The 12833-nt window shown below is 73.5% G+C and carries 10 protein-coding genes; 6 read left to right on the top strand and 4 right to left on the bottom strand.

Annotated elements, in window-relative coordinates; translation table 11 throughout:
• Nucleotides 1-61: 61 nt before the first annotated feature.
• Nucleotides 62-385 (bottom strand): hypothetical protein, encoded by a 324-nt coding sequence (locus tag ACFQRF_RS01795; RefSeq protein ID WP_379868229.1) that lies wholly within the window; start codon nucleotides 383-385, stop codon nucleotides 62-64.
• Between the two features lie 815 nt (nucleotides 386-1200).
• Here ACFQRF_RS01795 and ACFQRF_RS01800 point away from each other — a divergent pair.
• Both ACFQRF_RS01800 and ACFQRF_RS01805 read left to right on the top strand, forming a co-directional pair.
• Nucleotides 1201-1584, top strand: coding sequence for a cold-shock protein (locus ACFQRF_RS01800; RefSeq protein WP_379868231.1), 384 nt, complete (start codon nucleotides 1201-1203; stop codon nucleotides 1582-1584).
• Nucleotides 1585-1890: 306 nt separating this feature from the next.
• Nucleotides 1891-2655 (top strand): DUF3027 domain-containing protein, encoded by a 765-nt coding sequence (locus tag ACFQRF_RS01805; protein ID WP_379868233.1) that lies wholly within the window; start codon nucleotides 1891-1893, stop codon nucleotides 2653-2655.
• A gap of 76 nt (nucleotides 2656-2731) precedes the next feature.
• Here ACFQRF_RS01805 and ACFQRF_RS01810 read toward each other — a convergent pair whose 3' ends face one another.
• The 3 genes from ACFQRF_RS01810 to ACFQRF_RS01820 all read right to left on the bottom strand — a co-directional run bounded on the left by ACFQRF_RS01810 (nucleotide 2732) and on the right by ACFQRF_RS01820 (nucleotide 7961).
• Nucleotides 2732-5833, bottom strand: coding sequence for a sacsin N-terminal ATP-binding-like domain-containing protein (locus ACFQRF_RS01810; RefSeq protein WP_379868235.1), 3102 nt, complete (start codon nucleotides 5831-5833; stop codon nucleotides 2732-2734).
• Nucleotides 5834-6089: 256 nt separating this feature from the next.
• Complete coding sequence (locus tag ACFQRF_RS01815) at nucleotides 6090-7586, bottom strand: DUF7059 domain-containing protein (protein ID WP_379868236.1); 1497 nt, start codon at nucleotides 7584-7586, stop codon at nucleotides 6090-6092.
• 36 nt (nucleotides 7587-7622) lie between these two features.
• Nucleotides 7623-7961 (bottom strand): DUF2530 domain-containing protein, encoded by a 339-nt coding sequence (locus tag ACFQRF_RS01820; protein ID WP_379868237.1) that lies wholly within the window; start codon nucleotides 7959-7961, stop codon nucleotides 7623-7625.
• Nucleotides 7962-8146: 185 nt separating this feature from the next.
• Between ACFQRF_RS01820 and ACFQRF_RS01825 the strand changes: the two genes are divergently transcribed.
• The 4 genes from ACFQRF_RS01825 (at nucleotide 8147) to thpR (ending at nucleotide 12389) form a co-directional block, all read left to right on the top strand.
• Complete coding sequence (locus tag ACFQRF_RS01825) at nucleotides 8147-9658, top strand: NCS2 family permease (RefSeq protein ID WP_379868239.1); 1512 nt, start codon at nucleotides 8147-8149, stop codon at nucleotides 9656-9658.
• Between the two features lie 203 nt (nucleotides 9659-9861).
• Nucleotides 9862-10317 (top strand): MarR family winged helix-turn-helix transcriptional regulator, encoded by a 456-nt coding sequence (locus ACFQRF_RS01830; RefSeq protein WP_379868240.1) that lies wholly within the window; start codon nucleotides 9862-9864, stop codon nucleotides 10315-10317.
• Nucleotides 10318-10505: 188 nt separating this feature from the next.
• Nucleotides 10506-11768, top strand: coding sequence for an MFS transporter (locus tag ACFQRF_RS01835; RefSeq protein WP_379869000.1), 1263 nt, complete (start codon nucleotides 10506-10508; stop codon nucleotides 11766-11768).
• A 66-nt stretch (nucleotides 11769-11834) separates the two neighbouring features.
• Nucleotides 11835-12389: an RNA 2',3'-cyclic phosphodiesterase gene (thpR, locus tag ACFQRF_RS01840; RefSeq protein ID WP_379868241.1), complete on the top strand. Its 555-nt coding sequence runs from the start codon at nucleotides 11835-11837 to the stop codon at nucleotides 12387-12389.
• Nucleotides 12390-12833 lie beyond the last annotated feature (444 nt).

A 12833-nucleotide genomic window follows, 5' to 3' on the forward strand; every position in this document is an offset into this window, starting at 1 on the left:
TCGCGGCGCGGTGCCGGCGGCGTGGGCGGCCGTCGCGGGCCGTGGACGCCCGGCCGCTCGGTCAGTCCTCGAAGGCGACCTCGACCGACCGCACGCGCTGCAATGGGGGGATCCACTGCGTGGCGTCCCGGCCGGAGCCGAGCACCATGCCCGTGCAGTCCCGTCCGCTGTAGAAGCGGTAGGTCGCCACCGGGGTGGAGTCGGCGTAGGAGATCAGGCGCTCCGAGAAGTTGTGGCAGCCGTCGCCTTCGAGAACGTGGTAGTTCAGCCCGGGGGCGGAGTAGAGCTCCATCTGTTTGGTGGCGGCGTCGGCGGGGGCGGTGGTGAACAGGGCCGCCAGCGCGAGGGCGGCTCCGGCGAGGGACGTGGTGGTACGTGAACGCATCAGTGCTCCGCGGTTCGGTTCGGTGTCGACGAGCGGGCCCGCGGGGACCGGGGGAACGGGGACGCCGGTGCCGCCGGCCGCACCCTCCCATCCTTGCAGTACGGAGCGTGTGCATGTGACGACTCGACGTGATGATCGCGTGGCGAGTCGGTGCGTTCGTCTCGGGTCATCAACCGGCAAACCCTCAGAAATATCGTCCTTGACCTGCGGTTTCGCGGGAGTGTTCCTTCCTGTCGATGGGTAATGATGTGCATGCGTTCCGTTCCGCTCTTAACTCACATATGGAACGTGGTGGCCACCCGGGTCCGGCGCAGCCCGCGCTGGGCCGGCCGGATCCGATCGATCCGGGCCGCCTAAGAGGACGGCATTCCCAGACCGCCGGGTCCCGTCCCACAACTCCGCAACCAGCGGTGATGGGGGTGCCGCCGAGAGAGGCCCGGAGATCCGCGTCCGGGCCTCTCGTCTGAGTTGGGCCGGTCGGCGCTTTCCCCCGGCCGCGGCGTGCTCGCGCCGGGCCGCGATGACCGGAACCGGCCGGGTTCCGCCCCCTGTTCGGACGATTCCGTGGGACGATCCATCGCCTCCCGCGACCGCCGCGCACTAGCCTGAAATCACCCTTCTGAGAGGATGGGGCAGGGAGTGTTCTCCGGAGGCGCCGGGTCGCCGGGCCGGGCCACCGGACGCGTGCGGAGAACACCGCCCTGGGGTGCCCCGGCGCGCGTACCGTGTCTTCGTTTCCCAGTCGCGAGGACCACGTTGCGAGTCGCAGGTGGCCCGCCCATCACTGTCCGACAGCGAGAGCGATGAGGTCACACGTGCCCACCGGCAAGGTCAAGTGGTACGACGGCGACAAGGGTTTCGGTTTTCTCACCCGGGACGATGGCGGGGAGATCTTCGTGCACTCCTCCGCGCTGCCCGCGGGCGTGGCGAGCCTGCGCCCCGGCCAGCGGGTGGAGTTCGGCGTGGCCGAAGGACGGAAGGGTGCGCAGGCGCTGCAGGTCAAGCTGCTGGAGGCGCCGCGCTCGGTCGCCAAGTCGCTCCGCAAGAAGCCCGAGGAGATGGTGATCCTCGTCGAGGACCTCATCAAGCTGCTGGACGGCGTCTCGACCGCATATCGTAGGAACAAGCATCCCGATCGGCGGGAGGCGGCCAAGATCGCGCAGGTGTTGCGCGCCGTCGCCGACGATCTCGAAGCCTAGGGGGATTTCAGGCCGGCGGTGCGCGCCGGGACGGGGACGTAGCGCGCGCCGGTGCGCGTCCGGAACCGCCGACGCCCGGTGGCGAAGCCCGGCCGGGCCGGCGGCGGAGGGGAGCGAGCCGGTGGGCGTCGCTGGCGGCCTCGATCCCTGCGGTGTGCGACCGGCCGGGCCGCCGCGTCGGGGTGCTCCGCCGGACCACGTAACGGTCGGCTATCGATCGCCCTCGTGGTCAAGTCAGTGCCCGTTATCAGCGAAAATGGAAACGTGAGCCGTAGCCGTCGTTCTCCCACACCAGACAAGGCATGTATGGAGGCGGTCGACCTGGCCCGTGCCTCGGCCGCCGAAATCGGGCGTCCGGAGTGGGTAGGCGAACACCTCTCCGCGCGGGTCGAGGGCGACCGCCTCGTCACGCACCTTTTCGGGTGCCTGCATCCCGCCTACCCGGGCTGGCGGTACGCCGTCACCGTGGTGCGCGCTTCGCGCGCCAAGTACGTCACGGTGAACGAGGCCGTCCTGATCCCCGGGCCCGAGGCCATGCTCGCGCCGGAGTGGCTGCCCTGGAAGGAGCGGCTGCGCCCCGGCGACCTCGGTGTGGGCGACATTCTGCCCAGTTCCGCCGACGACGAGCGCCTGATGCCCGGGTACGCGCAGGTCGCCGAAGACGAGATGGCCGAGGAGGGGACCGACCGCCAGATGGTCTGGGAGCTCGGTCTGGGCCGTTCACGGGTGCTGTCCGAGGTCGGCCGTGAGGCCGCCGCCGAGCGCTGGTACCACGGGCAGGCCGGCCCCGACAGTCCCATCGCCGCCGCCGCGCCGGGCAAGTGCGCCACCTGCGGCTTCATGACCCCGCTGGCCGGAGAGTTCCGCCAGTTGTTCGGGGTGTGCGCCAACGAGTACGCGCCGGACGACGGCAGAGTCGTCTCGATGGACCACGGCTGTGGTGCCCACTCCGAGGCGGCGCCGCCCGCGCCGCACTCCGAGCCGCTCACCCCGGTCGTCGACGAGATGGGCTACGACCACATCGTCTTCGACGACACCACGGAACTGGAGCTCGTCTCCTCCGACAGCTAGCCGCCGGGCGCCGGGCCCGCGCGACCGCGAGCCCGCCGGCCCCGCGTGGTGCGTGCGGTACCGGCCCGCACGGCGGTCAGTCCGTTTCGGGCGGTATGGCGGCCCCGGTCTCCGGCTCCAGGTCGGTCTCCGCGAGCAGCGTCGCCACCGCGTGCGGATCGCGCAGCACCGCCGCCACCACGTGGCGGCGGGACCACCGGCCGGCCGCCCACGCCAGGGCGCGGGCCAGGCCGTCGGGGGTGCTGGCGTGCACGGCGGTGCCGTTGCACCACCACTCCACCTCCGTGCCGTCCACCGTCAGCGGGTCGTGGTGGACGTACGTCAGCGCGGCGGTGTCCAGGAAGACCCGTACCTCGTCCGGCACCGGACGCACCTGCCCCGCCGAGGTCACCCGGCCCGCCAGTTCCTCGCTGGCGAGGGCGACGTCCACGATGTCGGCGAGCGCGGCGGCGCACTCGGCCGGGACCAGCAGCGCGGGACGGTCGGCGAGCAGCGGCAGCAGCGCGGGAGAGTCGACCACCACGGTGTCCTCCGCGTCGGCGACCACGATCGCGCCACCGCGCACCGCGCGCACGGTCTCGGGCGGGGTGACGCGCTCGGCGTCCACCGCCGCCACGGCCGTCCAGATCCGCCGCAGGGCGTCCCGGGAGACGCGCCGCTCCGGATCGCCGAGGCGGTCGAGCAGCTCATCGGGGCCGTCCGGCTCGGCCAGCAGGTCGGCCAGCGTGCCGCGCACCCCGAGGGCGCGCGCCAGGACCGGGTCCAGGCCGGCCGGAGCCTCGTCGTACAGCCCGGCCAGGGCCGGGTCGGCGTCGGCGGCGCGCAGTTCCACCGGCGGACGGCCGTCCAGGAGCGCGCCGGTCCGCAGCCACCACGCGGTGTACGAGGGCACGTCGACCGACCGGCCGTCCGGCCCCAGGACGCGAACCGGGTCGACGATCGCGGAGCGGGTACGCCCGCCCGCGAGCAGGGCGAGCGCCTCCGTCCAGCGGTCCTCGCGGACGAACTCCAGGTCGCGGACGCCCACCAGCTCCGGCACCACCGGGGGCAGGTCGGGGTCCCCGAGCCGTTCGACGACCTCGGCGGCCCACTCGTCCACACCATCGGGCTCCAGCTCGTCCAGGCTTTCGGCCAGCGCCGCGCCCAGCGTGACGTCCGACGCCCGGAACAGGCTGAAGGCCCGCTGCACGCCCACGGCCTCCAGGGTCTCGGCGCCGTACCGCTCCACCAGGTCGTCCGCCACTACGCCGAACGGGGCGTCCTCGACGAAGATCTCGCGGAGCGGGCTGTCGGGGAGCAGCAGCTCGCCGGACAGTGAGTAGCCGCCCTCGTCGTCGCGTAGTGCCAGCTCGGCCAGCCAAGGAGCGTCGTCCACCGTCGTCCCGGAGGCGGCCACCAGCTCCAGAACCGCGGTGGCGATCGCGTCGGGATCGTCGGAGTCGAGGGAGTGCTCCACCGCCGTGCGGGTCATGGGGTCGGTGAGGACGGCGCGCTCGTCGGCCTCCACCGCGCCCAGCCGCAGCAGCAGGGGGTCGGCCGCCTCGGGATGCGCGATCCGCAGGCCCAGTGGGGCCAGCGCGTCGAGCGCCTCGGGCGAGAGGCCCGCCCCGGCGGGCAGCAGCAGACCCCGTGGGCCGCGTACCAGCCGCCCGTCGGCGAGCGGGACCGGGAGGGCACCGAGCTCTCCGAGGTCGGCGCCCCGCCCGCCGGCCGCGCGCAGCGCCGCGTACAGGCCCGCCCACCATCCGGGCTCCCGGTCCAGATCGGCGAGCAGGTCGGCCAGCTCCGCGAGCGGGAGCCGGTGCAGCCGCAGGTGGGCGAGGCCGGGGTGCCGGAGGTTCCAGTCGCCGGGCAGCAGGCTCGGGAGCACATCGGCGAGGGCGCCCACCGTCTCTGGGCCGGCGTCCAGCGCGACGGCGTCGACCGGCCGCACCCGTTCGCCGCGCGCGGTCTCCAGGAACGGCGTCTCGCGCAGCAGCTCGGCGGCCCGGGCGCGGAACCGCGCGTCGAACTCGCCCCCCGCGCCCAGCAGGGGCACGGGGACCAGGTCCAGGGTGCTGCGCGGCGGCAGCCCGCGGAGGAGGTCGGCGTAGGCGGTGGCGGCGGCCTCGATCACGACGTCCGCCGCCGGGCCGAACGCGATGTGCCGGCGGTCGGGGGTGAGCGGCAGGGCGGCGACGAGCAGCGCGGGCAGCCGCAGCTCGGCGTCGCTGGGGGTCGGGGCGTGCACGACACGCGGCACGTCGGCCGGCAGACCGACGGCGTGCCCGGCCTCGTCCACCGCGACGGCCCACGTGACGGACCAGTCCGGCCGCGCGCGTTCCTCGGTCGGGCGGTCGGCGAGCTGGTCCGGTGTGAAGCGGCCGGTCCGGGTGACGGTGCGCCAGCGGGTGGTGCGCTCGCCCGACTCGTCGCGCACGTGGGTGACCAGGCCGGCACCGGCCGGCCGCTCCGAGCGGAGCACGCGGGTGGCGCCGTCCACGTCGATCTCCACCTCGGCGAGGTCGGGCAGCGCGAGCAGCAGCGCCTGGCCGGTCTCCCGCAGCAGGCCGGCCAGCCGGAGCCGGGCGTCGTCGTCGCGCACCTCCAGGACGACGGCGGTGTCGAACCCCTCGGGGGCGCGGGCGCCGGACTCGAACGGCAGCCGCAGCAGCGGGACGTGCCCGGCCCGCCGCTCCAGTTCGGCGGCCAGCTCCGGGCGCGCACGGCCGGTGACGAGGAGCTCCTCGTGGATGACGGCCCGGGCCCGCTCCAGGCTCCACCGCACCGCGCCGTCCCGCGACGCGACGGTGACATCGTCGCTGACGGCGACGACCGCGGAGAACCCGACCCCGAACCTCCCGACGACCCCTTCGTCGCCCGCGTCGCGCTTGGCCGAAGCCCGCAGCGCGGCGAGCGACTCGACCCCCTCCCGGGTCAGTGGCGCCCCCGTGTTGGCGGCGGTGAACCGGTCCCCGGCCAGCGTCAACCGCAGCCGCCCGCGCTCACCGGCCCGCCGCGCGGCGTCGGCGGCGTTCTGGGCGAGCTCCACGACGACCCGGTCGCGGTAGCCGCCGAGCGCGTAGTCCTCCTCGGTGTTGGCATCCTCCCTGAACCGGACGGGGGCGTCGGCCCACGCGTCCAGCACACGTCGTCGCAGCTCGGCCGTGCCGAACGGGTCGACCATCGCCTGGACCATACGGACTCCTCCCGAGGTGGTGCGGCACTACGGTACGCGACGGGGCGCCGCTTCTCGGCCCGGTTTTCCAGACCCGTGGCCCCGGGTTCACACGGAACCCCTGCCCCGTTTCCGGGCACGGCGGGCCCCGCCCGGGCCACCTGCGCCACGGCGGCGGCGCGGCCGGTGCGGGCGGCCGTCTGGCCGGGTGCGGTGCCGTGGCAGGAGCCGGATCGCCGTTGGCGAGCCGGGGAGCGCGACCAGAAGTTCGGCGGAGCTATCGCGCCACGCGGAAGAACCCTTCGGCGATCAGGGCGCGCAGCACGTCCGGGGTGCGTTCGCGCAGGGCCGCCGGGTCCTGGCCGGTGAGTTCGGCGATGGCGTCCAGCAGCGGGCCCACCGGCATCGTGCCGTCGCAGACGCCGGCCAGCGCCGCCTCCACCGTGCCGACCTGGGCGGCGCGGCGCAGGCCGTCGCGCTGGCGGAGCACGATGCGCTCCGGGTCGGGCGCCCCGGGACGGCCGATCCGTTCCTCGACCACCCCCGGCGCCAGGGCCACGTGCGCGGACAGCAGGGCCGCGTCGGTGAGCCGGTGCGCGGTCATCGCTCCGTCGACCACGTCGGGCAGGTACCGGCCGACCGGCTGCTCGATCTCGTGCCGCAGCTCCTCCACCCGGACGGCGGCGTCCTGGGCGGCGTCGTTGCGCAGGCAGATCCACCCGAACCCGATGCCCTTGATGCCCTCTCGCTCGAAGTAGTCCAGCCAGGCGTCGTAGCGGCGGGTGTACTCCGGACCGCCCTGTTCGCAGGAGTCGCGCAGCCACAGTTCCACGTACTCGGCCGGGTCCTGGACGTCACGCTGCACCACCCAGCCGGAGCAGCCGGTGCCGGTCACCCAGGAGCCGACCCGGTCGCGCCAGTCCTCGCCGCCCACGTGCAGCCAGTTGGCGAGCAACTGGCACCAGCCGCCGTCGGTGAGGTGGGCGGGCGCCTGCCGGACGATCTCCGCGCAGACCGAGTCTCCGGCGAGGCCGGACTCACGGTAGGTGTAGCGCGCCGCGTCGGGCGTGATGACGAAGGGCGGGTTGGAGACGACGAGGTCGAACCGTTCTCCCTCGACGGGCGCGTACAGCGACCCTTCGCGGGTGTGGACGTTATCGATCCCGGACAGCGCGAAGCTCAGTTCGGCCAGCCGCAGCGCCCGGGGGTTGACGTCGGTGGCGCAGACGTCGCCGGCCCGTTCCGCGAGGTGCAGCGCCTGGACGCCAGAGCCCGTGCCCAGGTCCAGGGCGCGCTCCACCGGGCCGTCCACGATCAGCCGGGAGAGCGTCCCCGACGCGCCACCGGCTCCCACGACGTGGTCCGGGCGGGGGCGGCCGTGGCCCGGGCGGACGGTGGGGTCCGACACCACATACCCGGGGCGGCCGTCGGACAGCTCCCACGGGCCGAGGTGGACGAGCGCCCGTACCGTGTCGCCCTCGACGGCCAGCAGCCCGGCCGCCGCGAGGTCGGCCACCGGCAGGATGGCGCGGGTGGCCGCCAGCGCGACCGGCTCCTGGAGCCACCACAGCCGCAGCAGCAGGCCCAGTTGCTCCTCGCCGCCGGTGGCGCGCAGCGCGGGCACCAGTTGCTCACGGGCGAGCGCGCGGGCCGCGGTGTCGCCGAGCCGGTCCCGCACGCCGGACACCGTGTAGTCCGCCTCGATGAGGATGCGACGGAGCCGTTCGCCGAGCTGGCGCGGAAGGGGGCGAAACGAATCAGGCACGGGCTCCATTATCACGGCGGTGCTGACGGGACCGGTGCCCGCCCGCTATCCCCGCTCTCCGCGGGTTTCCCGGCCGCGCCGCGCTTCCGGGGCCTCCCGGGCCTCCTGCTCACCGTGGTCGCCGTCCTGGGCGTGGTGCGCGGTGTGGCGGGCCTCGGCCTCGGCGCGCTTGCGCAGCAGCCGCGGGATGTAGAGGTAGGCGAAGACACCGAGCGCGATGCCCACCACGCACACCCACATCCACCATCGGTCGGCGGCGGGCAGCCGGTCCCCCATGGCGACGAGCACGACCAGGGCGACCGCCCATGCCACGGACCCGGCGGCGGTCGGGACGCGGTAGTCGGTCTCCATGACGTCGGGAGCCGGGCGGCGGGGTTTGCGCACGCCTTCAGGCTACGGGATGGAGCCGCGGCGGGCGGTACCGGCGGGGAGGCGCGGCGCAGCCTCGCGAGCCGCCATCGCGGTCCGGCGGGAATCCGGCAACCACGCAGGTCACAGGCGCCATCTTTGTCCAGATATGCAACTAACCTGACCTAGGACCGTAATTCGGACATGTCAGGCTCAAGCGAGTGAAAGAAACTCCCAACTCCCCACAAAGCGCGGCGGCACCCTCCGGCTCCGGCTTCAAGGCCCGGGTGGACCGGTACTTCCACATCTCGGCGCGCCGGTCGAACTTCGCACGCGAGATCCGCGGCGGACTGGCCATGTTCTTCGCCATGGCCTACATCGTCGTCCTCAACCCCCTGATCATCGGCACGGCCGAGGACATGGACGGCCGGCTGCCCGGTGGCGGCGCCGACCCGGCGGCGGCGATCCCCATGGTCGCGGCCGCGACCGCCCTGGTCGCCGGTGTGATGACCATCGTCATGGGGGTCGTCGGCCGGTACCCGTTCGGCCTGGCCGCCGGCATGGGGCTGAACGCGGTCGTGGCGGTCACGCTGGCGCCCCAGATGACGTGGGCCGACGCCATGGGCCTGGTGGTGCTGGAGGGCGTCATCCTGCTGCTCCTGGTGCTCACCGGTTTCCGCACCGCGGTGTTCCGCGCCATCCCGGCCGGACTCAAGACGGCGATCGCCGTCGGACTCGGCCTGTTCCTCACCCTGGTCGGCTTCGTCAACGCCGGGTTCATCCGCCGGGTGCCCGACGCCGCCGGCAGCACCGTCCCCGTCCAGCTGGGCGACGGTCACCTGAGCGGATGGCCGATCCTGGTCTTCGTCATCGGGCTGGCGCTGACGATCGTGCTCACGGTCCGCGGCGTCCGGGGCGCGCTGCTGATCGGGATCATCGGCACCACCGCGCTCGCCGTCGTGGTGGAGGCGGCGGTCGGGGTGGGGCCGATGGTCGACGACGCCGGCAACGTCAACCCGCAGGGCTGGTCGCTGACGGTCCCCACGCTGTCCGGTTCGCTGGTCGGGATACCGGACTTCGGCCTGGTCGGCCAGTTCAACCTGTTCGGCAGCCTGGAGCACGTCGGCGTCATCGCCGTCATCCTGCTGGTCTTCACCCTCCTCCTCGCCGACTTCTTCGACACCATGGGGACGATGGTCGGCGTCGCCGGGCAGGCCGACCTCCTCGACGAGAAGGGCGACCTGCCGGGTGCACGCAACGTGCTGGTGGTGGACTCGCTGGCCGCCGTCGCCGGGGGCGCCGCGTCGTCCTCCTCGGCCACCGTCTACGCGGAGTCGGCCGCCGCGACCGGAGAGGGCGCGCGCACCGGGTTCGCGTCGGTGGTCGCCGGGGCGATGTTCCTGCTGGTGACGCTGTTCGCCCCGCTGGTCAACCTGGTGCCCTTCGAGGCGGCCACGCCGGTGCTCGTCGTGGTGGGCTTCCTGATGATGACCCAGGTGCGCCGGATCGACTTCACCGACTACGGCATCGGCATCCCCGCGTTCCTCACCATCGTGATCATGCCGTTCTCGTACTCCATCGCCGACGGCATCGGCGCCGGCTTCGTCAGCTACACGCTCATCCGTGCCGCCCAGGGCCGGTTCCGCGACATCCACCCGCTCATGTGGGTCATCGCGGTGGTGTTCGTGGTCTACTTCGCCCTCGGCCCGATCCAGGCGGCGCTCGGGGTCTGACGCCCGGTTTCGGGCCGTCCCCGGCAGGTCCGCGGCACGGTCGGCCCGGGTACCCTCGGCGCATCCGTAGTGCCCCGTTCCGCGGAACGGGGCACTACGCGTATGACCGCAGGGTAAAAGGGCTGTGATCAAAACCATGGACCGGTTTGACGAAGCAGGTGAAATGCGATGATCCGCGATATCGTTAGCAAGAGTAATGAGTCATGCTAATGAAGCATCCCAACGTATCCCAGCAGACCAGGACCGACGCCGGGCTGGCCGCGGTACTGCGCGTGGCCGTGGGACGGCTGGCGCGCCGACTCCGTGCTCAGCGCCCCGACGCCTCGCTCTCCCTGGGGCAGGGGGCGGTGCTGTTCGCGCTCGCACGGCACGGCCAGCTGACCCCCGGTGCGCTGGCCGACCACGAGAAGGTGCAGCCCCCCTCGATGACCCGGATCATCGCCGCGCTGGAGGAGCGCGGGCTGGTGCGCCGGATGAAGCACCCGGACGACCGGCGCCAGCAACTGGTGGAGCTCACCGAGGAGGGGGTCCAGCTGGTGCGGGCCGACCGGCGGCGCCGCGAGGCGTGGCTGACCCAGCGACTGCGGGAGCTGACGCCCGAGGAGAAGGCGACCCTGCGCAAGGCCGCCGAGATCCTGGAACGGATCAGCCAGTCCTAGCCGCGGGGACATGTGGGGTGCCGTCGACCGAGGAGGCGACCACGGCCACCGTCACACCACCCCAGCCGTCCACCAACGCGATGTCCGGCACCGGCCGAGCCCCCGAGCCGGCCGGATCCGCCGAACCCGAGTCCACCGGCACCGCCCCCGATGCGGCCCGGCCCGCGCCGCGCCGCCGCGCGCCCGCCATGTTCCGCTCGCTGACCGTCCGCAACTACCGCCTCTTCGCCATGGGGCAGGTGGTCTCCAACACCGGCACCTGGATGCAGCGCATCGCCCAGGACTGGCTGGTCCTCCAGCTCAGCGGCGGCAGCGGCATGGCGCTCGGCGTCACCACCGCCTTGCAGTTCCTCCCCATGCTGCTGTTCGGCCTGCTCGGCGGCACCATGGTGGACCGGATGAACAAGCGCCGGCTGCTCATCGTCACCCAGGCCACGATGGGCCTGCTCGCGCTGGCACTGGGCGTCCTCGCCACGGCCGGACTCGCCCAGGTCTGGCACGTCTACCTGTTCGCGTTCGCTCTCGGCCTGGTCACGGTCCTCGACAACCCGGCTCGCCAGACCTTCGTGGTCGAGATGGTGGGCCCGCGCGACCTGCCGAACGCCATCGCGCTGAACAGCGCGAGTTTCCAGCTCGGGCGCGTCACCGGACCGGCGGTGGCCGGCCTGCTCATCGCCGGGTTCGGCAGCGGACCGGTCTTCCTCGTCAACGCGCTGTCCTTCGTCGCCGTGCTGACCGGGCTGTGGCTGATGCGGCCCGCCGAACTGCAGGTCACCGAGCCCGCGCCGCGCGCCAAGGGCCAGACCATGGAGGGGCTGCGCTACATCCTCGGTCGGCACGACCTCACGCTGCTGCTGGTGATGACCGCGTTCCTCCAGCTCTTCGGCGCCAACGTGCAGAACCAGATCGCACTCATGACCAACAACGTGTTCCGCGCCGGCGCGGACGCGTTCGGAGTCGCCGCCGCGGCCATCGCCGTCGGCGCCCTCGCCGGCGCGCTGCTGGCCGCGCGCCGCGACCGGCCGCGGCTCTCCGTGGTGCTGGCCGGCGCCATCGCCTTCGGCGTGCTGGAGATCGCCGCCGCCCTGACGACGGGGTACCTGTCGTTCGTGCTGGTACTGGTCCCGATGGGACTGGCGTTCCTCACCTTCAACACCACCATGAACGCCGTCTTCCAGACCAGCGTCGACCCGCAGATGCGCGGACGCGTCATGAGCATGTACATGCTGTTCTTCCTCGGCCCGGCGCCGCTCGGCGCGCCCCTGGTCGGCTACCTCGCCGACCGCTTCGGCCCGCAGGTCAGCCTCGCCGTCGGCGGTGTGGTCACCGTGACGGTGAGCCTCGTGGTCGCCGTGCTGCTCGCCCGCCGACTCGGCGTGGCGGTCCGCGTCACGCCGACCCGCAGACCGTTCCTGGCGGTCACCCGGCGGCCGCTCACCGAGGCCGGCTGACGGTCGGCGGCGCGGCACGCCGATCGGGGCATACTGAGGGCCGCACCCCGGAACGGAGGGATCCGCATGCGGCTGTTCGTCGCGCTGACCCCGTCGGCCGCCGCGCTGGACCGGCTGCACCGCGCGGTCGCGCCGGTTCGTGCCCGCGCGGGCGGGCGCGCCCTCCGGTGGATGCCGCGCGAGGAATGGCACATCACGCTGCTCTTCCTCGGCCAAGTGCCCGACCCGGAGGTGCCCGGCCTCCGCGACCTGCTCGGCCGGGAGGTGGCCGGCCGCCGCGCCATGCGGCTGGCGCTGCGCGGGGCCGGCACCTTCCCGGCCGATGCGGCCCGGGGACGGGTGCTGTGGGCCGGGCTCGACGGCGACCTCGAACCACTGGCCGACCTCGCCGACGCCCTGCGCTCCGCCGCCGAGGCGCACGGCGTCCCGATCGAGGCGCGGCCCTTCGTGCCGCACCTCACCCTGGCCCGCAGCCGCGGGCCGCACGACCTGACCGGTCCCCGAGACGAGCTGGCCGCGATGACCGGATCCCCGTGGCGGGCGGGCGAGGTGGAGCTGGTGTGCAGCCGGGCCGGCGACGGTCCCCGCTACCGGACCCTCGCCACCTGGCGGTTAACCTGACAGAGGGAGACCGGAGCCGGAGGGCGCCGGACGGCCGAGAGAACGAGGCACCGAGATGAGCATGCTCACCAACAACCGCAAGCAGCGCTGGCTGCTGCCCACGGTCCTCGGTGCCATCATGCTCATCGTCGTCATCGGAGCACTCGTCGGCTGATGCCCTGCGGAGCGCGAGCCGGTGAGCGTCCGGAGGCGTCGACACCTCGGGCGGAGCCGCTCTGTGTCGGCGGTGGAGGGGAGCGAGGCGGTGAGCGCGACCAGGGAGCAGCGAAGCGCGAGCCGGTGAGCGTCCGGAGGCGTCGACACCTCGGGCGTAGCCCCTCTGTGTCGGCGGTGGAGGGGAGCGAGGCGGTGAGCGCGACCAGGGAGCAGCGAAGCGCGAGCCGGTGAGCGTCCGGAGGCGTCGACACCTCGGGCGTAGCCCCTCTGTGTCGGCGGTGGAGGGGA

The sequence above is a fragment of the Marinactinospora rubrisoli genome (genome assembly GCF_042664915.1).
GTDB classification, from domain to species: domain Bacteria; phylum Actinomycetota; class Actinomycetes; order Streptosporangiales; family Streptosporangiaceae; genus Marinitenerispora; species Marinitenerispora rubrisoli.